Below are 25,036 nucleotides of genomic sequence, written 5' to 3'. Positions count from 1 at the left end.
CCTTCGGCATCGATCATCCGGGAATTTCGCCATGCCAGATTTCTCCATGCAGTACCGCCGCCTCGGCGCCAGCAACCTGAACGTGTCGGCACTGTGCCTCGGCACCATGATGTTCGCCGACCAGACCGACGAGGCCGAAGCCACCCGCATCGTCGCCAGCGCCCGGGATCACGGCGTCAACTTCATCGACACCGCCGACGTCTACAGCAAGGGCGGCTCCKAGCAGATGGTTGGCCGCCTGCTGACGGGCCATCGCCACGACTGGGTGCTGGCCACCAAGCTTGGCAATCCGATGGGCAGCGGTCCGAACCAGTCGCACTATTCGCGTACCTGGATCCTGCGTGAGGTGGAAGACAGCCTGCGCCGGCTGGCCACCGACTTTGTGGACATCCTCTACCTGCACCGTGATTTCACCGGCGCCAACCTGGAGGAACCGGTACGTGCGATGGGCGACCTGATCCGCGCCGGCAAGATCCGCTACTGGGCAGTCTCCAACTTCCGCGGCTGGCGTATCGCCGAGATCGCCAGCCTGTGCGATCGCCTGGGCGTGCCGCGCCCGGTGGCCTGCCAGCCGTACTACAACCTGCTGAATCGCATGCCGGAAGTGGAGATCTTGCCCGCATGCGAGCACTTTGGCCTGGGCGTGGTGCCTTACAGCCCCATCGCCCGCGGCGTGCTGACCGGCAAGTACCTGCCCGGCCAGCAGCCGGAAGCCGGCTCGCGCGCCGGCCGTGCCGACCGCCGCATGATGGAGACGGAGTTCCGCGACGAGTCGCTCGTCATCGCCCAGCAACTGAAGGCCCATGCCGAAGCGCGTGGCCTGACGCCGGGGCAGTTCGCCACGGCATGGGTGCTGGCCAATCCGGTCATCAGTTCGGTGATTGCCGGTCCACGCACGCTGGCGCAGTTCGAGGACTATTTTGGTGCAGTCGGCGTTGCGATCTCGCCGGAGGAAGAAGCGATGGTGGATGCGATGGTGCCGCGCGGGCATGCCTCCACGCACGGCTACAACGATCCCAACTATCCGTTTGCCGGCCGTCCCGTGGCGGAAGCGTAAGAAGTACACGATCCGCATACATGGACGTGTGCCGACGTGTGACGCGGAAGCTGCCTGTTGCGCAACGCGCACGGGCAGCTGTTTGTTTCCGTGCGTCAGGGCACTTGCGCGCGCCAAACCGGCACCGATACTAGTAATATCAAATACAGGTAGTGACCATCGGATGATGGTCACCTAGCCCGGGGCTGGAGCTGGTGATGCCTGCCGAAACGGCGGGCATCGGCGCAACTGGATGCCGTAACGTGTCTCGTCGTGGCTGGATACTCGCTGGCATGGCGGTCGCCGTATGTGGCGGCGCCTACATTGTCGTGAGCCTCGTGTCGAACGAGGTACGCACGTCGCAGTGGCAGGCTCGTTATATGAGCCGCCTTGGCAAGACATTGACGTTCGAAATCCAGCCGGGCCCCAGCGACAGCATTCGCTATCCCCATTCCGGCCCCTACGACGAACGCCTCGGCTACGAGCGCCTGCCCGAGTTTGGCGAGCGGCTGCAGAAGCGCGGCTTCGTCACGCTGGCCCAGGCCCGCATGTCGCCCGAGATGGTCCAGCTGATGGACGAGGGCATCTTCCCGCCCTATCGCGAGAAGAACCAGGCCGGTCTGCTCGTGCGGGACTGCAATGCGCTGACCCTCGCGTTCGAGCGCTATCCGCAGCGCCAGTATGACAATTTCGAGGCAATTCCCAAGGTGCTGGTGTCGGCATTGCTGTATGTCGAGAACCAGAACCTGCTGAATCCCGAGTATCCGATGATGAATCCGGCGGTGGACTGGCGCCGGCTGTCGCGCGCCGTGCTCGACCAGGCGGTGCGGCTGGCCGACAAACACCACGAATCGCCCGGGGGCAGCACGCTGGCCACGCAGATCGAGAAATTCCGGCATTCCCCGCAAGGCAAGACACAGTCGATTCCGGAGAAATTCCGGCAGATGACCTCGGCTTCACTGCGCGCGTACATGGCGGGCCCCGATACGCAACGTGCGCGCGAGAACATCGTGGTCGACTACCTGAACACCGTGCCGCTGTCGGCGCGCGTGGGCTATGGCGAGATCAACGGCATCGGTGACGGCCTGTGGGTCTGGTACGGCGAGGACTTCAGCGAGGTCAATGCGCTGATGCGCCACCTGGACCCGCGCCATCCCACACCGCGCGAGGCGCAGGCGTTCAAGCGCGCCCTGTCGCTGATCATTTCGCAGCGCCGGCCGTCGTATCACCTGCGTCGCGACGACACCAACCTCGACGCGCTGACCGGCAGCTATCTGCGCCTGCTGGCCGCGGCCAACGCGATCACGCCGGAACTGCGCGACGCCGCGCTGGAACAGCCGCTGGACAAGGCCGCGGCGCCGGAGCGCCCGGAGCAGGCGCCGTGGGTCACGCGCAAGGCGGTCAACCAGGTGCGCAACGATATCGCCCACCTGACGGGCACCGACAGCCGCTATGACCTGGACCGCCTGGACCTGACCGTGGACAGCAGCATCAACCGCGAAGCGCAGCGTATGGTCACGGACACGCTGCTGCGCATCCGCAACAAGACCGATGCGCACGAAATGGGCCTGTATGGCAAGAACCTGCTCCGCGAGGGCGACGATCCGTCGCGCCTGGTCGCCAGCTTCACGTTGTTCGAGCGCGTGGGCAACACCAGCCTGGTGCGCGTGCAGGCCGACAACGTTGACCAGCCTTTCGACATCAACAGCGGGGCACGGCTGAACCTGGGATCGACCGCCAAGCTGCGCACGCTCGTCACGTACCTGGAAATCATCAACGAGCTGCACGATCGATATGCCGGCATGGATCGCGCCGATCTCACCGCGCTGCAGGTGCCGCGCCAGGATGTGCTGACGCGCTGGGCCGTCGACTACCTGATCAAGGCGAAGACGCCGGCGGAGCGGGAGCGGGGTGCGATGCTGGATGCGGCCATGGAGCGCAAATACTCCGGCAACGCGGGCGAGGCGTTCTACACCGGCGGTGGCATGCAGAGTTTCACCAACTTCGAGAAGTGGGAAGGTGAGCGGCAGATGACGGTGCGCGTAGGCTTCCAGCACTCGGTGAACCTGGTCTTCGTCCGCATGATGCGCGACATCGTGCGCTATGAAGTCTCCCAGGCGCACCCGGAGGCCAGCACCTTGCTGGAGGACCGCTACGCGCCCGGCCGGCGCGAGTACCTGGAACGATTCGCCGACCAGGAAGGCAGCGCGTTCATGACGGCGTTCTACCAGCGGTATCGCGGCAAGAGCTCGGACGAGCGGCTCAGGATCCTGCTGGACCGCGTCAAGCTGCCGACGCCGCACCTGGCGGCGGTGCGGCTTTCGGTGACCCTGCTGAGCGCCCGCCCGAACACGGACTACGACACGTTCGCCAGCATTCTGCGCGCGCGGCTGCCCAAGCAGAAGCAGCCGTCCGACGAAGACCTGCGCAAGCTCTACGCAAAATACGGCCACGACAAGTTCAACCTCAACGACCGGGGCTACCTGTCGCGCATCCATCCGCTGGAGTTGTGGATGGTCGAGTACCTTGGCGATCATCCGGACGCCTCGCTCAATGACCTGCTCAAGGCCAGCGCGCCCGACCGCCAGTACGTCTATGGGTGGCTCTTCAAGACGCGCAGCAAGCTCGGGCAGGACGGGCGCATCCGCACGCTGCTGGAGCGCGAAGCGTTCGACAAGATTGCCCACCGCTGGCAACGGCTGGGGTATCCGTTCGATTCGCTGACGCCTTCGTACGCGACGGCCATCGGCGCTTCGGGCGATCGTCCCGCGGCACTGGCCGAACTGGCCGGCATCATCCTGGGCAACGGCGTGGACGCCCAGCCGGCCACGGTGCGCACGATGGCATTCGCCGCGGATACGCCCTACGCCACGACGTACGGCTTGCAGCCGGGGCCGGGCAAGGCGCTCATTGCGCCGGAAATCGCCGCGCTGGTCCGGCGGTCGATGCTGGATGTGGTGGAAAACGGCACCGCGAAATCGATTCGCGGCGCATTCGTGCCGACATACAAGAAAGGGCAGGGGCCGGGCACGCCGTTGCTGATCGCAGGCAAGACCGGCACGGGCGACCAGCGCTTCCAAACCTACGGCCCGGGCGGACGCGTGATTTCGTCGAGGTCGGTGAATCGGTCGGCGACGTTTGTCTTCCTGCTCGGCGACCGCTACTTTGGCACCGTGACGATTCACGTGCGTGAACCGTATGCCGCGCGCTACGTGTTCACGAGCGCGCTGGCGGTGCGCGTGCTGCGATCGCTGGCGCCGCAGGTCACGGCCATGGCCGCGCCGGGTGGCGACGCGCCGTTGCTACGCTGCCGCAATTGAGCCGCGGTAGCGCGGGCGGGTATCAATGCGCCCCGATTATCAGGTCTTGCGGCGCACCATGTCGTAGATCACCAGCAGCACGATGGCGCCGATGACGGACGCGATCCAGCCGGCGGCTTGCCCGGGCTGGTACAGCCCCATCGCGCGGCCGACGTAGCTGGCGGCGACCGCGCCGAGAACGCCAAGGACGATCGTCATGATCCAGCCCATCTTGTCATCGCCGGGCTTGATGGCGCGGGCGATAAGTCCCACGACAAGGCCAACTAACACGGTACCGAGGAATGCCATCATGGTGCGCTCCCGTTGGTGTGGATCGGGCGGCGCTTGACCGCCGCGGGACCCATCATGCCACGAATCGCCGCCCTGGCAACAGGGGGTTTGCGGGTATCGGAGTGTGGCAGGACACGCAGGCCCGCGCCGCCCGCCATCGGGGCAAGGCATGCGGCGGCCCCGGGTTCGGCGCGCGCCTTGCCCGGGGTGATCGTCAGGCCGGCATCCGGTGGGAAGCGCCGGCCGACATTCAGGTGGCTGGCAATCAGTTCGCCTTGCGCGAACTGATCACGGCCTCCGCCACGTTCGCGGGGGCCTCCGCGTAGTGCTTGAACTCCATCGTGAACGTGGCACGGCCCTGCGTCAGGGAGCGCAGCGACGTGGAGTAGCCGAACATGGTGGCCAGCGGCACCTCGGCGCGCACGATCTTGCCGCCACCGCCCGCGATGTCCTCCATGCCGTGCACCATGCCGCGCCGCGACGACAGGTCACCCATCACGTTGCCGGTGAACTCCTCGGGTGTCTCCACCTCCACGGACATCATCGGCTCCAGCAGCACGGGTTTGGCGCGACGCATGCCTTCCTTGAAGGCCATCGATCCGGCCATGCGGAACGCATTCTCGTTCGAGTCCACGTCGTGGTACGAGCCGAACACCAGCGTGGCCTTGACGTCGACCACCGGGTAGCCGGCCAGCACGCCGGATTCCAGCGTCTCCTTGATGCCCTTGTCGACCGCCGGGATGAACTCGCGCGGCACCACGCCACCCTTGATCGCATCCACGAACTCGTAGCCGCCGCCCTGCGGCATCGGCTCCACGTTCAGCACCACGTGGCCGTACTGGCCGCGTCCGCCGGACTGCTTGATGAACTTGCCTTCGACGTCCTTGGCCACTGCCTTGATCGTCTCGCGGTAGGCCACCTGCGGCTTGCCGACGGACGCCTCCACGCCAAACTCGCGCCTCATGCGGTCCACCAGGATTTCCAGGTGAAGCTCGCCCATGCCGGAGATGATGGTCTGGCCCGATTCCTCGTCGGTTGCCACGCGGAACGACGGGTCCTCCTGTGCCAGCCGGTTCAGTGCGATGCCCATCTTTTCCTGGTCGGCCTTGGTCCTGGGCTCCACGGCCTGCGAGATCACGGGTTCGGGGAAGCTCATGCGTTCCAGGATGATGACCTTGTCCGGATCACACAGCGTGTCGCCGGTGGTGGCTTCCTTCAGGCCCACCGCGGCGGCGATGTCGCCTGCCCGCACTTCCTTGATTTCGTTGCGCACGTTGGCGTGCATCTGCAGGATCCGGCCCAGCCGCTCGCGCTTGGACTTGACCGGGTTGTAGACGGTGTCGCCGGAGTTGACCACGCCCGAATACACGCGGAAGAAGATCAGCTGGCCGACAAACGGGTCGGTCATGATCTTGAAGGCCAGTGCGGAGAACGGCTCGTCGTCGTTCGGGTGGCGCTCGGCTTCCTTGTCGTCCTCGGTGTGGCCGAGGATGGCGGGCACATCGGCCGGCGAAGGCAGGTAGTCGATCACGGCGTCCAGCATGGCCTGCACGCCCTTGTTCTTGAACGCGCTGCCGCACAGCATCGGCACGATCTCGCCGGCGATGGTGCGCTTGCGCAGGCCGGTCTTGATCTCTTCCTCGGTCAGCGGCTCGCCGCTCAGGTAGCGTTCGAGCAGGTCTTCGCTGGCCTCCGCGGCCGCCTCGACCATCTTCTCGCGCCACTCCTCGGCGGTGGCCCGCAGTGCGGTAGGGATGTCGGTGTACTCGAAGCGCACGCCCTGGCTTTCATCGTCCCAGACGATGGCGCGCATCTTGACCAGGTCCACCACACCCTGGAAATGATCCTCGGCGCCGACGGGAATCTGGATCAGCACGGCGTTGCCTTTCAGGCGGTCCGCGATCTGCGTCTGCACGCGGAAGAAGTCCGCGCCCACGCGGTCCATCTTGTTGACGAACGCAATGCGCGGCACCTTGTACTTGTTGGCCTGGCGCCAGACAGTTTCCGACTGCGGCTGCACGCCGCCCACGGCGTCATAGACCATGCAGGCGCCGTCCAGCACACGCATCGAACGCTCCACCTCGATGGTGAAGTCGACGTGGCCCGGCGTGTCGATGATGTTGATGCGGTGTTCGGGATAGTTGCCGGCCATGCCTTTCCAGAACGCCGTGGTGGCGGCCGACGTGATGGTAATGCCGCGTTCCTGCTCCTGCTCCATCCAGTCCATGGTGGCGGCCCCGTCATGAACCTCGCCCAGCTTATGGTTGACGCCGGTGTAGAACAGAATGCGCTCCGTCGTCGTCGTCTTGCCGGCGTCGATGTGCGCGCTGATGCCGATGTTGCGATAGCGTTCGATGGGGGTCTTGCGGGGCACGGTGTTTCTCCTGGTTAGGGCACCACGGGCGGATAGCGTAGCACTTCCGCGCCAAACCTGTATGGCCCCGTGCGCGTCAGGGGATGCCCATCGCTCAGGGCCAGCTCTCGCGTGCATAGACCCCGCCCCTGGCACGCACCAAAGCGGCGCGTTCGGCGGCGCGGGTGTCCGTGTAGAACGGCGGATTGGCCAGTGGCAAGCCATTTTCGCGCGCGGCATCGACGAGGATCTGCAGATACTCGGTCATGTGCGACGCCGTGAAGTCGTTGGTGTCGTGAAAACTCACCACCACTGGGATCACGCCGTTCACCGGCTGAAGCCGATGGGTGCCGATGGCCTGACCCACCTGCTCGAGTTCGCTGACCATATGGGAGCGCCGTCGCAGGCTGATATGCCAGCCGTAGATCTTGCCGTCACGCGCATTGGCGTCCGACATCAGCATGCCCAGGCCAAGCTGCCGGTACACGGACTCGGTTTCCTCGTTGTAGGCCCAGTTGGGCGGTCGCACCAGTTGCGCGACGTGACGGCACTGCGCGGCGATGTCGGTCTCGCCCGAGCGCAGCGACGCGGCCAGCTCCGACGGTGACAGCTTCGTATGCGAGACATGGCCGCTGGCCAGCCCGCTGTGGACGGCCAGCAGGTGGCCGGCCGCGCAGGTGTCGCGCATCTGCGCCTGACCATCGGCCCCGCCGCCGCGGCGGGGATGGGCGGTCTGCACGAAGAAGATCGCCTTGATCCCGGGTGCGACGGGGTTGTCGGCCAGCTGGCGCAGAATCAGGGGCGTGCTACCGTCGGGGCCGCTGTCCGGGCCATCGTCGAACGTCAGCAGAAAGCGCAGAGGCGGGATCCTGGGGACGGCGTCCGGCACCCTCGCCAGCGCGACCGGGCGGATGCCCGCGAACGGGTCGCTGGCCTGGCCGATGGCCGTGACAGGCCCTTCGGCAAAGGCGGGTGTGGCAACCACGGAGGTTGCCAGGACAACAGCAGCGGCCAGCATGGCGCGCACCGCGCCGATAATCGGTCGATCAGGGGGATAAAGCATGCAGTAAGCGGGGGCGACGAAAGGACTTGCGGGCGGCCCTGTCTGCCGGACCGGCCACGCGAGGCAGCACCTTACCATCGGCACGCATCGATGCCGTGCCCTAGTTGTAAGCAACTGTGCGAAGTGATGTTGGATTAACCTGACACCGAGGCCGGTGACGTCTTCAGTGCGTGGCCCACCAGAACGTCAGCGCAATCGCCGCGATGGTGAACAGCAACCCCGCCAGCGCCACGTACTCGGCATCGACCACGCTCTCCAGCCCGCGCCATGGCCCCGGATGGCGACCCAGCGTGATGGCCTTGATCACCGCCCAGCCGATCGCGTAGAACAGCCCGTAGAAGATCAGCTCGACGACCAGCCAGCCGATTGCGCCCAGCAGCACGTCCATACCCGTTTCCCGTTCCTGAAGATCTTCCGCTTGTCAGTGCCCGTCTGAATGGGCTTTCGGCCGACGCCTCACGGCGCGCGCGGGATCGGCTTCCTACAATGGTGCAGTTGACACATCCGCAGACATCCACAAGGAAGCCAGCCACCATGCCGGTCACCCTGCTTCGCCCGCAATGTCGCCCTGAACGCCGCGGCTGGTTGCCGCGCCCCGCGTCCGGTTTTCTTGCCGGAATCCTGTCCTGTGCGATGGCGCTGGCCGGCATGCCCGCGCAGGCGGCCGACCCTGGCGTCGCGTTTTCCGCAGGCAAGCCCGGCGGCCCGTTGCCGGCTGGCTGGGAGAACAAGCCCGTGGTCCACGGCAAGGCGCTCACCGTCTATACGCTGGTGGCCGACCAAGGTAACACGGTGCTGCAGGCCGACGCCAACGGCGCGGCGTCCGGCCTGATCCACGAAGGCGACGTCGACCTGGCCAGGACGCCCGTCGTCAAATGGCGCTGGAAGGTCGCCGCGTCGATTCCCAATGCCGACAATCGCGTCGGCGACCGCGAGGACGCGCCGGCGCGGCTGGTGTTCTTCTTCGAGGGCGAAAGCAGCAACCTTTCCTTTGGCGATCGTGCCGAAAGTCTGGCCGCCAGTGCGGTAGGCGAGAAGCTGCCCTATGCCACGCTGATGTATATCTGGACCGACAGTGCCCCGCCGGGGACGGTCATCGCCAATCCGCATACCAGCCGCGTGCAGATGATCGTGGTGTCCGGAGCGTCCGGCGATGCCGGCAAGTGGCAGACCTTGCGTCGCAATGTGAGCGCGGACTTCCAGCGCGTGTTCCACGAAAAGCCTGGCAAGCTGGTGGGCTATGGCCTGATGACCGATACGGACAACACTGGCGCGATCGCCCGCGCCTGGTACGGCGATCTTCGTTTCAAGCCCGCGCAGTAGGAGGCACTATCAAAATGATGCTGGCGTCGTTGCCGGGGTTGCCTCGACTTCGGCCTTCAAAGGCCGGGCGGCGGAGTCCGTGATACGGCGTCGCGGAGCGCCGCGATGACGCGGCGCGTGAGGTCGGGGTCGTTGTCGATGCCCGCCGCCTCGCTGACGCTGACCACCTTGGCCGGGTCATAGTGGCGGCCGCTGCCGATGGCGGCCTCGAACGCGTTGGCGCGCGCGTTGATCTCGACCGGATCCGCGCTGACCAGCAGGATCGCGTGCGCCAGCACCAGATGCCGCTGACCGTCCGGTGTCTGCACGGCAGCCGGTGCGCGGCGCCAGTACTGGGCGGTGCCCGCGATCTTGCGCGCCGCATCGGCCGGGCCCCAGGCCAGGTTGTAGCGCCCGTCGCAGAACGATCCTTCCACGGCCTGCCAATGCGTATCCACGCCGACCTGGCGCAGGCCGTCGGCCAGCACCTCGCACAGGTGCAGGTAGACGGGTTCCATCCACGTGGCCGCGCCCTTCGGCACCGCATAGGCCAGGCTGACGTTGAGGATGCCGGGCCCCTGTGGAACCAGCCCGCCGCCCGACATGCGCAGCCACACCGGACAGCCCCTGGCCGCGAAATCGGCCCGTACGGCCTCGATGCCGGGCTGGCGCAGGTAGCTGCGCGGAATGACCAGCGACAGCGGCGCTTCCCACAACTGCGCTACGGGCCCGGTGTTGGCCGCGTGGTCCAGCAGCGCCAGTTCGCCCTGCAGCGGATCGGCTTCGCCGGGATCGGGGTCGATGAAGGTAAAGGGCATGGTGGCTTGGCTCAGCTTGAGCCTCGTGCCGGCGTCCGGCGGATCCCGGTATTCTCCACGCATTCTCCGCGCGGATCACGTGTTTCCGCGCTCGCCGTGCAGATCCGCATCCGGGCCGGCGCCCCGCGCTTGGCGCGGCGCCGGCGCTCCCGCTCAGCCGTCGATATGCCGCTTCAGCAGCGCGTTGACGTCACCGGCTTTCTCCATCTGGCTCATGTGGCCTGCGGCGTCGAACACCTGCACCGTGGCGCCTGGCGGCGCATGGGCAGCGTGCGCGCTCGGGATGATCTGGTCCTGCTTGCCCCAGATCACCAGCACGCGCTTGGCGGTCTCCGCCAGCCGCTGCCCGGGTTGCTCGCGCTGGCGGCCGTCGGCGAACAGGCTGGTGCCCAGCGATGTCAGCGCCTCCGGCACGCCGTCCAGCCGCTTGTAGCGCAACAGGTCGTCCAGCATCTGCCGGCTGACCAGTCCGCTGTCGGCGAACAGCAGCTCCACGACGGGCTTCAGGTCGCGCCGCGACTGCGCGCTGACAAAGCCCTCGGTGTAGGCGTTGTTCACCTCGTCACCGAACCCCACCGGGGAGATCAGCGCCACCGACAGCACGCGATCCGGCGCGTCCACCGCGAGTTGCGCCGCGATGCCGCCGCCCATCGAATGGCCGACGACGTGCGCGGCGCCGATGTCCGTCGCATCCATGAAGCGGGCGACGAATGCGGCTAGCTGCGCGAGCGTCGTCCCGGCCAGCCTGGGCGAGGACTGCCCATGCGCGGGCAGGTCCAGCGCGACGACGGTGTGATGGTCCGCCAGCGCGTCGAGGTTGAACAGCCAGTTGTCCAGATCGCCGCCAAATCCGTGCAGGAACAGCACGGTCGGCCCATCGGGATTGCCCCGGCGCGCGTAGCGGATGCGAAGCCCGTCCACGTCGACGAACTGGTAGGCCGGCGCCGCCTCCGCGCCATCGTCCTCGTCGGCCGGCGTCTGATAGGACGAGACATAGGCATCGATCTCCGCATCGCTGACTCCCGCTGGCGCCAGCACACCCAGCAAGGCCTTCACGGGCAGCACGTCGCCCGCATCGGCCACCTTGCGCCGCAGCGTGCCGGCGTCCGGCGCTTCCACCGCATTGGCGATCTTGTCGGTCTCCACGTCCAGGATCGGCATGCCGACGGCAATCTCGGAACCTTCGTCCACCAGCCACGCGTTGACGGTGCCTTCTTTCATCGACAAGCCCCACTTGGGCATGACGATCGGGGTAATGGCCGTGGTCATCAGTGCTTTCCTCCCTTCATGGTCTTGCGCGCGGCGTCGGCAATCTGCGCGGCGCTGGGGATGTAGAGGTCTTCCAGCGCCGGCGAAAACGGCACCGGCGTGTGCGGCGGGCAGACCATCTCGATGCCTGCCTTCAGGGCGCCGAACGCCTGCTGTGCTACCTGCGCGGCGATGTCGGTGGCGATATTGCAGCGCGGGCTGGCTTCGTCCACCACCACCAGCCGGCCCGTGTTTTCGACAGTTTCCAGCACGGTCTCCATGTCCAGCGGCGACAGCGTGCGCAGATCCACCACTTCGGCCTCGATGCCCTCCTTGGCCAGCGTGGCTGCGGCGTCCATCGCGCGATGCACCATCAGGCCATAGGTCACGATCGACACGTCCTTGCCGTCGCGCAGGATGTTGGCTTCGCCGAACGGAATCGCGTAGGGGCTCTCCGGCACCTCGCCCTCCAGGCCGTACAGGTTCTTGTGCTCGCAGAAGATCACGGGATCGTTGTCGCGGATCGCCTGGATCAGCAGGCCCTTGGTGTCGTACGGCGATGAGGGACACACCACCTTGAGCCCCGGGATGTGCGTGAACAGCGGCGTGAGCATCTGGCTGTGTTGCGCGGCCGCGCGGAAGCCCGCGCCGACCATCGCGCGGATGACCACGGGCGTCTCGGCCTTGCCGCCGAACATGTAGCGGAACTTGGCCGCCTGGTTGAAGATCTGGTCGAAGCACACGCCCATGAAGTCGATGAACATGAGTTCGGCGATCGGCCGCATGCCGCATGCGGCGGCGCCAATCGCCGCGCCGACGTAGGCGGACTCGGATAACGGGGTGTCCAGCAGCCGGTCGCCATGCTTGGCATAGAGGCCCTTCGTCACGCCCAGCACACCGCCCCAGGCGTCTTTCTCGCCGTCGGCACCGGCGCCGCCGACGATGTCCTCGCCCAGCATGATCACGGTGGGGTCGCGGGTCATTTCCTGATCGATCGCCTCGTTGATCGCCAGCTTGATGCTCAGTTTGCGCGCCATGGTTGTCTCCTTGTCTGTAGGGTGGGGCGGCCGATCAATAGCTCACGTAGACGTCGGTCAGAAGGTCTTCGGGGCCGGGCAGCGGCGCGGCCTTGGCTTCCTGCACCGCGTGCTCGATGAGCGCGGCGACTTCGCGGTCGATGGCATCGAGTTCCTCGCGCGAGACCACGCCGGCCTGGGTGACGGTGCGCGCGAACTGCTTCAGGCAATCCTTGTTGGCGCGGATGTCATCGAGTTCTCCCGCCGCGCGATACGTCTGCGCATCGCCCTCGAAGTGGCCATAGAAGCGGATCATCTTGCATTCCAGCAGCGAGGGGCCGCCGCCTTCCCGCGCGCGGCGGATGACCTCGCCGGCCGCTTCGTGGACGGCAAAGAAGTCGGTGCCGTCCACCGTGACACCGGGAATGCCGAAGCCGGCCGCGCGGTCCACGTAGCTGTCCACGGCGGTGCCGTACTCGCGCGCGGTGGACTCGGCGTAGCCGTTGTTCTCGATGACGAAGATCACGGGCAGGTTCCACACGGCCGCCAGGTTCAGGCTTTCCAGGAACGTGCCCTGGTTGGACGCGCCATCGCCGACGAAGGTAATGCCGATCTCGCCCTTGCCGCGGAACTTGGCGGCCAGCGCCGCGCCGCAGATCAGCGGTGCGCCGGCGCCCAGGATGCCGTTGGCGCCCATCATGCCCTTGGACAGGTCGGCGATATGCATCGACCCACCCTTGCCGTTGCACGATCCGCCCTTGCGGCCGTAGATCTCCTTCATCATCGCCACCGGGTCCACACCCTTGGCGATGCAGTGTCCGTGACCGCGGTGCGTGCTGGCGATGCGATCGCCATCACCCAGGTGGTGCAGGATGCCAACGCCGGCCGCTTCCTCGCCGGCATACAGGTGGACGAAGCCGGGGATGTCGCCGCGCCCGAAGTCGACATGCAGGCGCTCTTCGAAATCGCGGATCGTGCGCATCTTGCGGTAGACGCTGAGCAGCGTTTCCTTGTCGAGCGGCAGTGCGCCCGGGGTCTGTGACGAGGGGGCTGTCATGGTGATCTCCTTGATGGACGGGTGAGGCTACGGGTAGCTACGGGTGGAGCAATACTTGGCCGGCGGGCGCGGTTACGGGGGTGGCGGTATGCGCATCAGGCGGTGCCGCGCGGCGTGGCGCATGCAGGCGGCCACGTCGATGCTGGGAAAGGCGCGCTCGCGCAGCGTGACGGTGACGGTGTCGCCGGCGTCGAAGGCAAGCTCGCGTTCGCCGTCCAGCGCGACGATGCCGCTGCGCTGGCCCACGCGATGTGGCTGGCCGTGCGAGAGCCGGTGCCAGCCGGCGACCGGCACCGTGGCCATCAGTCCCGGGGCGATCGGCGCGCGCAGATCGAATTCGCCCGCGCCCGGCGCGGCGATTTCCACGGCCAGCCCGCCGGCTTCATGCCGGCCGACCGGCTCCAGCAGTCCGGCAATCGACGACAGCCCGATGGCTTGGGGATCGGCAAAGGCCACATAGAGCGCGGCGAGGGTGTCGGTCTTCCAGACTGCGCGGGCGCCGACGAAGTGCTCGCGCGAAATGACGGCATCGACCAGCGCGATGTCGCGCCGCGCGGCGCCATCGGCGCGGTCGATGGCGATGTCGAGCCGCTTGTTCCACTGGAGCGCCTCGTCGCGCGGCACGCGGCCGGTGGCGTAGAGGCCGACGGCGAGCCCGGTGATCGTCGGCTCGCGCATTTCGGGAAAGGCGTTGTTGGTGCCGGTGGACAGGCCGGCCACCGGCACGGCGCCGCATTCGCGTACGACGGCGCGGTGCGTGCCGTCGCCACCCAGCACGACGATGGCGGACACGCCTGCCTCGGCCATGCGGCGCGCGGCAAGGAAGGTATCGTCGACGCGCGCGGTGACGGGCATGTCGAGGTAGGTGACGGCGGGCAGCGCCGCGTCCGGTCCCTGGCGCCGCGACAGGTGCCGCGCCAGCATGACGCGCAGGCCCTCGCGGTCCGGCATCATCAGCACCTCGGCAATGCCGCATGCGGCCAGCGCCGCCAGCACGCGCAACACGATATTGACGCGATCCGCCAGCTGCAGGCTGTTGGCATTGGCGATGATGCGGCGGATATCGCGCGCGGAGATCGGATTGGCGATGATGCCGACGCGCGGCGGGCCAGCGTGGGCGGCGTCTGCCATGCGTGTCTCCTGTCGTGGTTGTCGACAGGGGTATTGCAACGGCTGTGCCAGTGCCCGGCGCGCGGTCAGGCGGGGAAAACGTCAGGGCTAACCCGCGGAAATTCCACGTCCGACGCCGGTTGGCGGGCATTGCCTGTGACAGGTGTCACAGGTCAGCTGTATCGGAGCGTGGACAGTCGTATCGCAGATCGCTCGGTGGTGGCTCGGTGATGACTCAGTGGTGCGTATCGCGCTGGTTTGGCGACGCGATGCCGTAGCGCGCCATGCGGCGGTACAGCGTCATGCGACTGATGCCGATTTGCCGTGCCACGGCGCTCAGGTTCCAGCCCGACGCGCGCAGGTACTGCATCAGCAGCATGCCCTCCGGCGGCAGGTGGTGAGGGTCGAACGCCGGCTGGCGGGGTTGCGCGGGCGCTGTCGCTGCCGGGGATTCGCCCGGGTCCGCCAATACCGGCGCCGGTCCGGCAAATCCATCGGGAAGATCCGGCAGGTCGATGCAGCCATCGCGGCAGACCGCGCGGGCGTACTCGAGCACGTTGCGCAGCTCGCGCAGGTTGCCGGGCCAGCGGTGCCGATGCATTTGCACCCGTGCGGCAGGGGACAGCATTACGGCCGGATCGCCGAGCAGCTTGTCGACCATCCAGTCGAGGTCGCGACGTTCGCGCAGCGGCGGCAGCGTAAAGCGCGCGCCGTTGAGGCGATAGAACAGGTCCTCGCGGAAGCGTCCCTCGGCCACCAGTTGCTCCAGCCGCTGGTGTGTGGCGGAGATCACGCGCAGCCGCACCGGCACGGGACGCGCGGCGCCGACCGGCAGCACCTCGCCCTCGGCCAGCACCCGCAGCAGGCGCGATTGCAGTTCGCGCGGCATGTCGCCGATTTCGTCGAGGAACAACGTGCCGCCGTCGGCTTCCTGGATCAGTCCGCGACGGCCACGCGGCCCCGCGCCGGAGAAGCTGTTCGGCAGATGCCCGAACAGCTCGGATTCGATCAGCGTCTCGGGGATCGCCGCGCAGTTGACGGCCACGAAGGGCTGGTCGCGGCGGGCGCTGGCCTGATGCAGTGCCTTGGCGAAGAACTCCTTGCCACTGCCGGTTTCGCCCTGGATCAGCAGGTGCAGCGGGGAGTCCGCCAGCCGCGCCGCGCGATCGAGTTGCTGCCGCAACGCCGGATCGCCGCCGCACAGCGCCGCCAGCGGTGCGGGCAGCAGCGCGGGCGCCTCGGCATCGACCGTGGCCCCGACGGGCCATCGCATGGCCGGCGGCAGCACGCTGAGGTAGAGCAGGGCGCCCGTGCGATTGAGCGCCAGCCGCCGTTGCTCGCTCGGGCGCGAATAGATGAAGCGGCCAAGGTCTTCCAGCCGCGCGCCGAACAGTGCCTCGAATGGCTGGCCGAGGACTGGCACATCGCGCCGCATCGCCTGCAGTTCGGCGGCGAGCAGCCGTTGCGCGGGACGATTGTGGCCGACGATCTGCCCGCCCGCGTCGAGTGCGACCAGGTATTCCGGATCGACGTCCACGAACTCCGGCGATGCATTGAGGCGCAGGATCCAGTCCCGATGGTGCACGCGCAGGAAGTTGGCGTTCTCGATATGGGCCGCGTAGATCCTGACGAGCTGCAGCGCCATGCCCTGGCTGGCCTTTGCCACCGGCGACGTCAGGGCCGAGATGTCCAGGATGGCGTGCAGCGTGCCGTGTGAATCGAACAATGGGGCGGCGGTGCAGGTCAGCGGAATATGCGTGGCGTCGAAGTGATCCGCCTGATGCACGGTCAGCGCTTCCCCCGTCGCCAGCGCGGTGCCGACCGCACAGGTGCCGGCGCCGGCTTCGCTCCACTCGGCGCCCAGGTACAGGCCAGCGCGCCGCAGGCTGGCGTCAGTGTTGGCATCGCCCAGGTAGTCGACGGTGACGCCTTGCGCGTCGGTCAGCAGGACCACGTAGCCCATGCTGGCGACCTGCCCGTGCAGGGTTTCCAGGCCGTGCCGGGCGATGCGCGCGAAGTCGTCGATGCGTTGCTGATGTTCGCGCAGCCGCATCTGCGGCAGGATGCGCGCCGCCTGCATGCGGGACGGGTCCAGTCCGTACTGGTGCACGCAGCGGCGCCAGGAGCTCTGGATGATGGCATCGTGCGCCACGCCGGGCGCGGCGAGCGGGGCGATGCCGGTGGCCTGGAATACGGTGTCGATGTGCGCACGTTGCCGCAGGTCCATCGCTGTCTCCTAGTCAGCGCGCACCGGTCCGTACATTGCGGGTGGCGTCGCGGGCTTTCTAATGTATCCGAGCCGCCGGCGATTGGTAAGGCGCGTCTGCGCGCGAAGGCACTGCTGCGACGCAGCGATGTGGTGGGCCCGGCACCCGATGCTGCCTGGGCGCACGGGCAGCCCGTCCGGCACTGTGCTATCGGCAGAAAGCAAAAAGCCGCGGCGATGGCCGCGGCTGGTTGGTGACGCCCACGTTGGCGCGGGATGTCGACGCCAGATGCCGACGTCCGATGTCGACACCTGTCTGCGCCGTGACGCGCTCAGGCCAGTTGCGTCGGTGACAGCGACAAGGCGCGCACCGCCTTGGCCGCGATCTCGAACGATCGCAGCCGTGCCGCATGGTCGTAGATCTGGCCGGTCAGCATCAGTTCGTCCGGACGCAGGTCGTCGACGAAACGCTGGATGCCATCGCGCACCGCGGCGGGATCGCCCACCACGGAGCAGGCCAGTGAACGGCGGATGTGATCGGCCTCGCTGGCATCCCACAGCAGCGAGATGTCATCCACCGGCGGCTTGAGCTGACCCGGCGAGCCGCGCACCAGCGCCAGGAACTGTTGCTGCAGGGAGCTGAACAGGCGACGGGCTTCCTCGCCGGTGTCGGCCGCGAACACGTTGAGCCCGAGCATCACGTGCGGGCGGTCCAGCTGTTCGGACGGACGGAAGGTGCGGCGATACAGGTCGACGGCCTGACGCATGAAGCCCGGCGCGAAATGCGAGGCGAACGCAAACGGCAGGCCCATCGCCGCCGCCAGCTGCGCGCTGAACAGGCTGGAGCCCAGCAGCCACAGCGGCACCTTGAGCCCGGCGCCGGGCACCGCGCGCAAGCGCTGGCCGGGCCGCACATCGTCAAAGTAGGCCTGCAGTTCTTCCACGTCCTGCGGGAAGGTATCGGCCGAATCCTGGCTCAGCTGGCGCCGCAGCGCACGTGCGGTGGACTGGTCGCTGCCGGGCGCGCGGCCCAGGCCCAGGTCGATGCGGCCCGGGTAGAGCGAGGCCAGCGTGCCGAACTGCTCGGCCACCACGAGCGGCGAGTGGTTGGGCAGCATGATGCCGCCCGAGCCAACGCGGATCGTCGACGTGCCATTGGCGACGTAGCCGATCAGCACGGCCGTGGCCGCGCTGGCGATGCCCGGCATGTTGTGGTGCTCGGCCAGCCAGAAGCGGCGATAGCCGAGCTGTTCCGCGTGTCGGGCCAGGTCCAGCGTGTTGCGCATGGCCTGGCCGGCATCGCTGCCTTCCACGATCGGTGAAAGGTCGAGCAGGGAATAGGGAATCATCGGGTGCGATGCGCGGGCTGGGCCGCGCGGAATGTGGCTACGGGGACGGGCTATAGTAGTGACCCCCGTCGAATCGTGCTGACGGCCGCACAGTAGCCATGACGCGCGTGGGGACTCCGGCGCGCCAGGGCACTAGGCGAACAGGCGCTGCGCCACGGCACCGCTGGCCACGCGGCGGCCGATGGTGAACCCCAGCGCGCGATAGCTTTCCCACTGGGCTTCGTCGAAGCACTGGTCGGCGGTGCCCTCCTGCGGGAAATCCGGATGCACGGCGCCATACTGCCGGACGTCCGCGGGGGCGGACGGCGTCAGACGCGGCTTCAGCAGCACGATGCGCGTCACCGGCGGGCCATCCGGCGCGCCAGCCTGGCCGGCCTCGTAGACGTTCAGCAGCAGCCCGACCTTTTCGCGGCTTTCGGCGTCTGCGTCCGCCGCGAAATCGTCGGACGTGCCGAAGACGGCACCGAGCACCGGGTCGAGCGCGGCTGCGGTGTCGACGGCGATCTCGAGTCCGAAGTCGATGCGCGCCAGCCGGATCAGGTTGGCAAGATCGCCGAAGCGATAGTCGGTGTCGCAGCCGCAATCGCACAGTACGATCAGGGCAACGCGGCGCTCCGGACGCAGGAGTTCATAGACGCCGGTGTTCTCGAAATGGCCGCCGTCGGACAGGTATTGCCAGCCGCGGCGCGTGCCGTGGAAGCGCGCGGAGAGTTCGCAGGCGAGGTAGTACTGGGTGCGGAAGATCTCCGCGATGGCACTCGTGGCCGGACGGCTGCGGCGCTCGGTGCCGACGGGGCCGCGCAGGCGTCCGCGTCCGGCGTTGGCGGTGCCACAGGGGATGCCGTCCGCCATGCACGACGGCCACCAGACGCCGAGGCGCAAGTTGGCCAGACCCAGCAGCAAGGACGTGCCCAGCGTGGAGGCGCGTCCGAGACCCGTGGAAATCGCCGCGCCGGAGATCGCCATCCAGTCGCCGACGGTGCGTGCCTGCGCCATCTCGCCAGCGCGGCGTGGCGCGCCGGTCTGGCCCTGGGACATCGCGCAGCAGAGCTGTCCATCGACGGTGAAGCGCGCGTAGGTATCGGCCGGTAGCTGTTGCGCGGTACCCGGCTGCACGAGCGCCGCGCCCGGCGACAAGCAAAGCGGCTTGCCCTTGCGGTCGCGCTGGACCAGTTGCTCGGCCGGGTCGACGGTCAGGTTGAGCGTGACGTTGATCAAGTGCAGGGGCGCGAGCACGCGGGGATCGTAGTAGTCGTTGAGGCTCAGTTGGTCATCCGGCGCGGGCTCGGCCACGCTGAAGCGCTGCGGGATTTCGCGCGCGCCCGGCGGCGTGCTGAACCGGTTGCCGTTGGATGCACCCAGGTAGGCACGCGTCAGCCGCGACGCGTAAAAAGACTGCAGCGTCGACAAATTGAGAAAGCCCGCGAATCGCCCGACCACGACCGCCATCATCAGGGTCAGCAGGGTGAGCGTGGCCAGTGCCGGGGTGGTCCAGGCCTTGCCGAAGACCAGCCAGTCCACCGGCTCGCCACCATCCCAGCGCACCCACAGGACGATCCACGACCACAGTACAAACACCAGCAGGGCCAGCAGCGCCGCCAGCACGCCGGCCAGCAGCGAGATCGGCAGCCGCGACAGCAGGGCGCGCAACGGGGAATCGACGGCGCCTTTGTGGCCGTCGTCGAGCAGCGTCGCGCCGTAGCGCACCAGCCAGACGAGGCCGCCGAGCGCCCCCGCCGGGCCGATCGCGGCCCACGGATGCGTCGTGACGTGACTGTAGAGATAGCAGGTGCGTGCCGCGGAATCGGCAATGCCCAGGGCGGCCAGCGCTGCCGTGACGGTCATCGCGCCACGCAGCGCACGCGTCGCGCGGACCCGATACATCGCCACCGTGCGCGGTGCAGGCATCAGCATGACCAGGCAGGTTGCCACACCGGTCCACGCGAGCAAGCCGACCGCCAGGCACGCGTAGGCCAGGTGCAGGGAGGGCTCCAGCCGCTGGAACCACCAGGCCGCGGCCAGGAAGGCGGCGCCGATCAGTGCGGCCAGCAGGACGGCGTTGTTGAGCACGCGCGCGGGCTGGCGTGGATCGTCCGAGCGCGGGTAGACCAGCCAGTACGCGATGCCCGGAGGCACGGCCAGCAGCAGCGCCGACGCGACGGGAAGCCACAGCAATTCGCTCCACCAGACCGCCAGCTGGCCTTCATTGAAAGCCTGGCGGGCGTCATGCAGCAGATCCATCTCGCTTCGGCCCAGGTCGGGCCAGGTGCCGGTGGCCAGGTGCAGCCCCAGCGCCAGCGCCGCCAGCAGGACCAGCAGTGCGCTGCCGATGACGTATTGCATGGCCAGCCAGTTGCGGACGACGATGGCGGCGGCATAAAGGTTGTCACCCGCGCCGGTGGGTGTCAGGTAGCGGCCGTTTTCGCGGAGCCAGGCGACGGCGGCCCGGCCGGGCGCATCGGCATAGGACACGGCGGTGCGGATGCGCCCAGGCGGTTCGTACTGGAGCGTGCGATAGGCGTCCTGCGCCGCCTGAACCGGACTGGTGCCTCGGCGCAGCCGGCCGGGGATGAACAGGCTGACGAAAAACGCACCGAGGTAGCCGCCGCCACTGACGGTGGACAGGTAGTCGAATTGCGCGAGCAGCGATTGCGTGCCCGGGATGGGGGCTGGCGGTGTGGGGGTGGGTGTGGGGGCGGGTGGTTCGGCGGCGGGCGCCAGGTGCGCTTCCGCCAGCGCCTGCATCACGCCAAGGCAGAAGGTGGCGCTGCGGATGCCGCCGCCCGACAGGGCGATCGCCCAGTTGCCGGTGCGACCGCCCGGTTGCGCGGGAATCTCCAGCGCACGGCGCCGGTGCGCCACGCGCAGGGCCTCGTCTTCCCAACCATGGTCTTCGCCTGACATGCAGCCCTCCGCGCACAAACGGTCTGGGCCAAGTATAGGAAGCGGCGGTTGATAGGGAAGGGCCGTGTGCGCCGCGCGCAATGGCCCGGCGGTGCTCCTGCTAGTGCGCGGCGGCCCGTTTCGGGGCGTCAGCCGATGGCGGCGCGTCCGTCAGCGCGCCTTGCAGGCGTTTCCATTCGTCGAATCCGCCCGCCAGCGCCCAGGTCTTGGGATAGCCGGCCTTGCGCAGCCGTTCGGCCAGCACGGCCGCCGACATTTCGTGCGGGCAGGCGCAATAGATGACGATGTCGTCGGAGGCGGGGTGCTCGCCGAGGGTTTCCAGTGGCGCATGCAGTTCCATCACCACGGCCCCGGGAATGCGTTCGAACGGGGTGTCTCCGTGCGCGCGGACGTCCACCACCAGCGGCAGGGTGCCCGCGACGCGGCGCTGTTCCAGTTCCATGACCGTCATGCGCGGAATCCGGCCCGTGCGGCGCAGCAGGCGCCAACGCAGCCAGAAGCGCCAGGCGATGAACAGCGCGAACGCGCCAATCACGACCAGGACGGCGATATGGCCGTAGGTGCTGAACGCCGCCAGGATCGTGTCGACGAAATCGCTGAACACCACGCCGGCGAGCAGTGCGCCGCCGGCCCAGACCAGGGAGCCGAGGGTGTCGTAGAACAGGAAGGTGGGCAACGGCGTGGCGGTCATGCCGGCCATCGCCGTCGACAGGGCGCCGGCACCCGGCAGCAGCTTGGCAAACACCAGCGAGCGCGGACCGACCCGCAGGTACAGCGATTGCGTCTGGCGAATGCAGGTATCGGGCGAAATGGAAACGCGGCAGATGGTGCGCAGCATTGGCTGTCCCAGCCGCTTGCCGGTGAAGTACCAGGCTGTGTCTGCAATCAGGCAGGCGCTGACGACGGCAAACAGCACCGCGCCAATGGACGGGCCGGACTCCTGCATCGACAGCGCGCCGGCGAGAAACAACATTGGATAGGCCGGCACCGGGAGCCCGGCCTGTTCGGCCAGCACGCTCAGGAACACGAGCATCAGTCCATGGCCGTCCAGCAAGCCCTGCAAATCACCCACGACAAATCTCCAGCCAGTAGTTGTTGGTCCTGCGGCGGCGAATTTGGGGGCGCTGCCGGGATAGACGTACAGTGTGCCAGTGGCAAGCTGGCAGTGCACGTTCCCGGTCCGGACAGCATCTTCAAAATCCTTGAATGTGGTGGGGGCGAGACGTCGGTTTGGGGGGGAACGCCGCTCACGCGCCGCTGCCCTTGAGCCGGTGCACGCTGCGTTGCACACCCGCCCTGTCCCGGAGGGCGGCGGCACGGCGCAAGTCGGTGAGATCGGCGGCGTTGGTGTCCATCAGGCGCGTCAGCAGCAGGCGGTACAGCAGGACGTCGTCGCGTGCCGCGTTGACCAGCGCGGGTCCCATTGCCGCAGCGCTCCGCTGCGGTCAGCATCGACGGGGCGCCACGTGGCGTCATGGAATCAGCCGGTACCGCCGCGCGAAATCGACCAGGTCCACGAGCCCCGTTGCGATGCGATGACGGCATGGATGGCGCCGTGGAAGCGCCATCGGGGATGACCTGGGTCCTACATGACCCGGCAGTATAGGGAGACAACGACGCGCCAATAATGCGACGCTTCCGCAATGCTTGTGGGAAATTTCCGCAGTTGCGGTGGAGGTGGCCTGAATCGGTTCCGAGCGCACAAAAAAATCGCGGCCCTCCGCGCACAACGGGGGCCGCAAATCGGGAATGCGAGGAGGTCAGATCCTCAAGGAGAGTTATCGGCGCACCGCTACGCTGCTCATCCCCTCTTAGGTGGGGTTTGCCGCACTTTCTAGTGTGGCCTGGCGATCAGGCGGTCAGGCGATCCGGGTGGTTGGCTGGCGAGGGCGGCGTGCGCAGGCGCCGGACGCCGGCTTCCATTTCCTCGTGGGCGGCATCGAGCCAGGCAATGCGATGCCGCACCGGATCGTTGGGGGACAGGTCGCGCTCCGTAATCTCCCGCAGGAAGTAGCGCACCATGCTGCCTGCCTTCGCAGGGACCGGCATCATGCCCAGCAACTGGAGCCGGTCGAGCAACCCCAGGCCGGCCGCATGCCGCAGGCCAGCCCAGGCGGTGCGGCCGAGTCCTATGTACAGGGCGTCCGGCCGGCACTGCGCGAGTCGGTCGAGGAAGTGCGCGTCGAAGATCGCGCGCAGCATGGGTACGTCGATCAACTCATCCAGCAGGCCATTGAAGGCCAGGCCGTGCCGGGTCGTCGCAAATGGCAGCAAGGCAAGGGGTTGGATCAGGTCAAAGCCGTCGTTCCATAACGCGGCGGCGTGGGGCTGACCAATCAGTTCCGGCACTCGGAAGTGGTCAAGCATCCGTATTAGGTTTGGCCGCACGAGCCGTCCGCCCAGTTCGACACGCCGCTTGTTTTCCCGCTGGATCGTCCGGCCGGGCGCGCGCGCGCGAATCAGTTCCTCGGTCACGGACGCGGCCAGCGCAACATGCGTGTGACCAGGTGTCGTACTCACCAGCACCAGGCGGGCATTGTCATTCCGGTGTTCGAACGGTACGTAGGTCATCGTGTAGGTACCGTCCTGATCTACCGCCACGGGCTTGTCCGTCACGCCCCGCGCGCCGCCTCGCCGAATGCGCGCGCAATACTCTTCGAAGTAATTCGCCAAGATGTCCCCGCTCCAATGCGATCCCTGCTTTTGCTGCCAATGTTTTCTTTTGGCTTCATGGTAAGCCGCGTCAGACGTGCCAACAAAGCGTGCGAGTGGCGTTTGGTTCCCCTTGCCACATGACGTTCGTGGGCCAGCGAACAAAGCCGGAAGTCGCCCCAAATGGATTGCGGATGCGAATCTGGGCTATTTCTGGTGCGCGCTGTCGAAGGATGTTGCGGGAGTACGTTGCGCGCGCAGTGGGGCAGGATGATGACGGCGATGCGTCTGGCGGAAAGGCCTGGGGAGTGAGGGGGCGGGAGGGCGCGAACGACAGAAGGAAAAAAGGCCGGACACGTGAAGTGTCCGGAAACCCATTTGCTGACTCAGGTCGTGTCTAAACCCGAGAATCAAACGATAACGATTATCATTTGCCGAGTCAATGGACCGATGCGATCAGACCAGCGTCGTCTCGATGGAGATCTGGGCGGACAAGGATTTGTGCACCGGACATTTGTTGGCAACGCGGAGCAAGTCTTCGCGCACTTCAGGTGCAAGTTCGCCGCGAAGCTCCACCGTGCGCATCAACTTGTAGCTACCGGTGGCTTCTTCGTGCTGAACGGTCACCCGGACCTCCTGCAGATCGTAGCCCCTGCGTTTGGCGTAGACCTGCAGGGTGAGCGTCGTACACGCGGCTAGCGCGGAGTCGAGCAGATCGTGCGGATTAGGCAGGGAGGCGTCGCCCGCGGGCGCGTCGAGGTCGGCTCGCCAATGGGCGGTGCCATTGCGGAGGTCGCAAACACTGGAGCCGGAATTGGCGAGCCACGTCGCTTCAATAGTCATAGGGATGCTTTCCTTGCATAGATGGGCGGAATCGGCCCGGGAAACCTGATTCTATACAGATGGGTTTGAAGCGATGGGTGATGTGCCGAAATCGGCTCTCTCATAAAATCTTAAAGGTTTGATGACAAAAGGCTTGCCAGTCGTGGAAGAGTCCCTTAATATCCGCCCCCTCGCAACACAAACCGCCGCTGCAAGGCAGCACTGGCAAGGGTTGCGGGGTCGATGGGGGGTCGGAGTCGCGAAGGAATGCGGCGCTGACCGAAGCGAAAAAAACTTCGCTGCCCTGTTGACGAAACGCAGGTTGTTCTTCATAATCTCGTTTCTCTGCTGCTGACGCAAACGACGCAGCGACGCAGACGGCAAAGCCGGMTGCGCAAGTTCTTTAACAACCAAACAACCGATAAGTGTGGGCGCTTGATGGCGAACGCGCCGGAGGCTTCGGTCTTCGGAATGCTTCAAAAGTTATCAGTGCTCGCACAGTAAAACATG

General features: G+C 67.1%; 19 protein-coding genes. 3 read left to right on the top strand and 16 right to left on the bottom strand.

Annotation, left to right across the window (positions count from 1 at the left end; all coding sequences use genetic code 11):
- Positions 1–31 precede the first annotated feature (31 nt).
- Both AC1DOX_RS24760 and AC1DOX_RS24755 read left to right on the top strand, forming a co-directional pair.
- Positions 32–1,057, top strand: a complete 1,026-nt coding sequence (locus AC1DOX_RS24760) for an aldo/keto reductase (RefSeq protein ID WP_477114070.1) — start codon at positions 32–34, stop codon at positions 1,055–1,057.
- Between the two features lie 272 nt (positions 1,058–1,329).
- A complete protein-coding gene (locus AC1DOX_RS24755) occupies positions 1,330–4,356 on the top strand; it encodes a transglycosylase domain-containing protein (protein ID WP_092139230.1) in 3,027 nt (1,008 codons plus the stop codon).
- Between the two features lie 39 nt (positions 4,357–4,395).
- Here AC1DOX_RS24755 and AC1DOX_RS24750 read toward each other — a convergent pair whose 3' ends face one another.
- From AC1DOX_RS24750 to AC1DOX_RS24735, 4 genes are all read right to left on the bottom strand, one after another.
- The gene (locus AC1DOX_RS24750) at positions 4,396–4,647 is read right to left on the bottom strand and encodes a GlsB/YeaQ/YmgE family stress response membrane protein (protein WP_441621739.1); all 252 of its coding nucleotides are present in this window, start codon (positions 4,645–4,647) and stop codon (positions 4,396–4,398) included.
- Between the two features lie 244 nt (positions 4,648–4,891).
- Entirely contained in the window at positions 4,892–7,000 is a 2,109-nt protein-coding gene (gene fusA / locus AC1DOX_RS24745; protein WP_092139224.1) for an elongation factor G, read from the bottom strand.
- A gap of 94 nt (positions 7,001–7,094) precedes the next feature.
- Positions 7,095–8,042: a polysaccharide deacetylase family protein gene (locus tag AC1DOX_RS24740; protein WP_255371346.1), complete on the bottom strand. Its 948-nt coding sequence runs from the start codon at positions 8,040–8,042 to the stop codon at positions 7,095–7,097.
- A 163-nt stretch (positions 8,043–8,205) separates the two neighbouring features.
- Entirely contained in the window at positions 8,206–8,430 is a 225-nt protein-coding gene (locus AC1DOX_RS24735; RefSeq protein ID WP_441621737.1) for a hypothetical protein, read from the bottom strand.
- Between the two features lie 245 nt (positions 8,431–8,675).
- Here AC1DOX_RS24735 and AC1DOX_RS24730 point away from each other — a divergent pair, with 245 nt between their 5' ends.
- Positions 8,676–9,365 carry a DUF3047 domain-containing protein gene (locus AC1DOX_RS24730; RefSeq protein WP_441621811.1) on the top strand — a complete coding sequence of 230 codons (690 nt, stop codon included), beginning with the start codon at positions 8,676–8,678 and terminating at the stop codon, positions 9,363–9,365.
- 56 nt (positions 9,366–9,421) lie between these two features.
- Here AC1DOX_RS24730 and AC1DOX_RS24725 read toward each other — a convergent pair whose 3' ends face one another.
- From AC1DOX_RS24725 to AC1DOX_RS24670, 12 genes are all read right to left on the bottom strand, one after another.
- The gene (locus tag AC1DOX_RS24725) at positions 9,422–10,162 is read right to left on the bottom strand and encodes a lipoate--protein ligase family protein (protein ID WP_441621735.1); all 741 of its coding nucleotides are present in this window, start codon (positions 10,160–10,162) and stop codon (positions 9,422–9,424) included.
- Positions 10,163–10,315: 153 nt separating this feature from the next.
- A complete protein-coding gene (locus tag AC1DOX_RS24720) occupies positions 10,316–11,431 on the bottom strand; it encodes an acetoin dehydrogenase dihydrolipoyllysine-residue acetyltransferase subunit (protein ID WP_441621733.1) in 1,116 nt (371 codons plus the stop codon).
- Positions 11,431–12,447 (bottom strand): alpha-ketoacid dehydrogenase subunit beta, encoded by a 1,017-nt coding sequence (locus AC1DOX_RS24715; RefSeq protein WP_441621731.1) that lies wholly within the window; start codon positions 12,445–12,447, stop codon positions 11,431–11,433. The genes AC1DOX_RS24720 and AC1DOX_RS24715 overlap by 1 nt, the downstream gene beginning before the upstream one ends.
- A 34-nt stretch (positions 12,448–12,481) precedes the next feature.
- The gene (locus AC1DOX_RS24710; protein ID WP_441621729.1) at positions 12,482–13,483 is read right to left on the bottom strand and encodes a thiamine pyrophosphate-dependent dehydrogenase E1 component subunit alpha; all 1,002 of its coding nucleotides are present in this window, start codon (positions 13,481–13,483) and stop codon (positions 12,482–12,484) included.
- A gap of 72 nt (positions 13,484–13,555) precedes the next feature.
- Positions 13,556–14,614: an ATP-NAD kinase family protein gene (locus AC1DOX_RS24705; RefSeq protein WP_441621727.1), complete on the bottom strand. Its 1,059-nt coding sequence runs from the start codon at positions 14,612–14,614 to the stop codon at positions 13,556–13,558.
- Between the two features lie 214 nt (positions 14,615–14,828).
- Positions 14,829–16,820 carry a sigma-54-dependent Fis family transcriptional regulator gene (locus AC1DOX_RS24700; protein ID WP_441621725.1) on the bottom strand — a complete coding sequence of 664 codons (1,992 nt, stop codon included), beginning with the start codon at positions 16,818–16,820 and terminating at the stop codon, positions 14,829–14,831.
- 311 nt (positions 16,821–17,131) lie between these two features.
- A complete protein-coding gene (locus AC1DOX_RS24695) occupies positions 17,132–18,148 on the bottom strand; it encodes an LLM class flavin-dependent oxidoreductase (protein WP_441621723.1) in 1,017 nt (338 codons plus the stop codon).
- A gap of 132 nt (positions 18,149–18,280) precedes the next feature.
- Positions 18,281–21,052 (bottom strand): patatin-like phospholipase domain-containing protein, encoded by a 2,772-nt coding sequence (locus AC1DOX_RS24690; RefSeq protein WP_441621721.1) that lies wholly within the window; start codon positions 21,050–21,052, stop codon positions 18,281–18,283.
- Positions 21,053–21,152: 100 nt separating this feature from the next.
- Positions 21,153–22,124 carry a DedA family protein/thiosulfate sulfurtransferase GlpE gene (locus tag AC1DOX_RS24685; RefSeq protein ID WP_441621719.1) on the bottom strand — a complete coding sequence of 324 codons (972 nt, stop codon included), beginning with the start codon at positions 22,122–22,124 and terminating at the stop codon, positions 21,153–21,155.
- 175 nt (positions 22,125–22,299) lie between these two features.
- Positions 22,300–22,476 carry an Hpt domain-containing protein gene (locus tag AC1DOX_RS24680; protein WP_441621717.1) on the bottom strand — a complete coding sequence of 59 codons (177 nt, stop codon included), beginning with the start codon at positions 22,474–22,476 and terminating at the stop codon, positions 22,300–22,302.
- Between the two features lie 427 nt (positions 22,477–22,903).
- Positions 22,904–23,725 (bottom strand): hypothetical protein, encoded by an 822-nt coding sequence (locus tag AC1DOX_RS24675; RefSeq protein ID WP_441621715.1) that lies wholly within the window; start codon positions 23,723–23,725, stop codon positions 22,904–22,906.
- A gap of 435 nt (positions 23,726–24,160) precedes the next feature.
- Entirely contained in the window at positions 24,161–24,547 is a 387-nt protein-coding gene (locus AC1DOX_RS24670) for an OsmC family protein (RefSeq protein ID WP_441621713.1), read from the bottom strand.
- Positions 24,548–25,036: the final 489 nt, after the last annotated feature.

This window comes from Cupriavidus sp. 01L415, assembly GCF_056400065.1.
Note: the sequence above shows the minus strand (reverse complement) of the source record. Positions and strands in the feature narration are given on the sequence as shown.